Origin of the sequence: Nostoc sp., assembly GCF_036917515.1 — a bacterium.
Taxonomy (GTDB): domain Bacteria; phylum Cyanobacteriota; class Cyanobacteriia; order Cyanobacteriales; family Nostocaceae; genus Nostoc.
In genome coordinates, this window is record NZ_JBALDE010000241.1 from 1 (window position 1) to 1,678 (window position 1,678).

The 1,678-nt window shown below is 41.8% G+C and carries 2 protein-coding genes; both read right to left on the reverse strand.

What is annotated here, in order from left to right:
• Positions 1-3 precede the first annotated feature (3 nt).
• Positions 4-1,350: an IS110 family transposase gene (locus tag V7K89_RS31335; protein ID WP_335194333.1), complete on the reverse strand. Its 1,347-nt coding sequence runs from the start codon at positions 1,348-1,350 to the stop codon at positions 4-6.
• A 71-nt stretch (positions 1,351-1,421) separates the two neighbouring features.
• Positions 1,422-1,580: a hypothetical protein gene (locus V7K89_RS31340; RefSeq protein ID WP_335194331.1), complete on the reverse strand. Its 159-nt coding sequence runs from the start codon at positions 1,578-1,580 to the stop codon at positions 1,422-1,424.
• Positions 1,581-1,678: the final 98 nt, after the last annotated feature.

A 1,678-nucleotide genomic window follows, 5' to 3' on the forward strand; every position in this document is an offset into this window, starting at 1 on the left:
CTCCTAAGAAACACATTCCGTAGCGTTGGAAATAGGGATGAGCTCTAAGCCAAAAGCTTGAGCTTTTATCTTCAGGTTTTTAAGTATCCGGTCTCGATACTGTTGTTCTTCTGCATCAATACCAGGGTCAGTATAGTGTTCGCCAGATGTCCAAAGGCGATAAAAAATACGTGCCAATTTATGAGCGGTAGCAGTAATCGCCTTGGGAGCGCCCATTCGTGATTGCATACGACGGTAATATGCACCTAAAGCAGAATGACTGCGACATAGAGTTTGTGCCGCCATGCGAAAAGCAGTCGCAGCGCGACTGGCAATAGGGCGAGTTTTGGAACTTTTAACTTTACCGCCAGTAACACGACTACCAGGACATAGACCTAACCAAGAGGTAAAGTGCTTAACAGTAGGAAAGCGTTTTGGATCTAAACCAACTTCAGAAAGCAGTACGAGTACAGTTAAAGCACCCAAACCATCAACAGCAGTAAAATCTACACCGCTGATGCGATATAAATGTGTACGTAAATCAAACTGTGGTGCATTACCTGGTTGCTTTTTCCCCCGACGCTTGGGTTTAGCTAAAGGTTTTTTTTCAACATCAACTTTATCAGTAAATGAAGTCAAACATTGCTCAATTTGGATATCACACTTTTGGATTTGAGTTTGATAAAACTCGTAAAGTTGTAATTCTTGCTCAAGGATAAAAACTAATTCTAAACGATAGTCCCCAGTTAAAGAAGCAGCTATTTCTTCCAAACTGGCTTTAATACGTCCATCCTTCAAAGTAGCTAATTTAACTGGATTGCGTTCCCCAGATACAATTTCTCTAATAATGCTCAGACCAGTAGTGCCTGTAATATCGCTGATGACTCGATGTAATTGTATATTCATCTGTGTTAACGCTTTTTGCATCCTCTGTACATGGATGCAGGCACTTTTAATCAGATTATCCCTTTGACGTATGTAACTGCGAAGCTTACATATTTGGTCTTCGGGACGGAATGAGCCGGACAGTAAACCGTAAGTATGTAATTGTTGTAGCCACTGACAATCTAATACATCGGTTTTCCGACCAGGTACAGTTTTAACATAGTGAGCATTGACGAGTTTAACGTCAAAACCACGACTTTCCAAAATCTGGAATACAGGTATCCAATAAACCCCTGTAGATTCCATTGCCACGGTCTCAACACCGCACTGCTTTAACCATTCTACCATTGCATAAAGGTCGCCAGTAAAACAAGCAAAACTGCGTATATTTTCCTCATCCCTCGCCGCAGGTACACTTACCCAATGCCTATCAGCACCAATATCTATTCCTGCAGCATTCGAGTTGATTTGGGATAGTAAATTCATATCCAAATCTTGTTTTTTCGGCTTTTTATAGTTGCTCATGGGACAAGGGCAGCATTGATTGCATCGCTGATTTAAATTGGGTGTACCACGCCTGGGTGGGCAAGTAAATCTAGTCTCCTAAACGGGATAGTAGCTTTAACTACTTCACCAATACCATTGCCAACAACACCCAGAACCACGCTCACATTCGGACGAATACGTACCAGTGTAATAACGGCTTTGACTGTCATGATACTTTTTCAGTGTATAAGTTATTAGTCGTAAAACTCTTGTTAACTGTGTTTCTTTCATTTATTGCGGGCGTGTAATCGCGCCCCTTGGGCGCTCA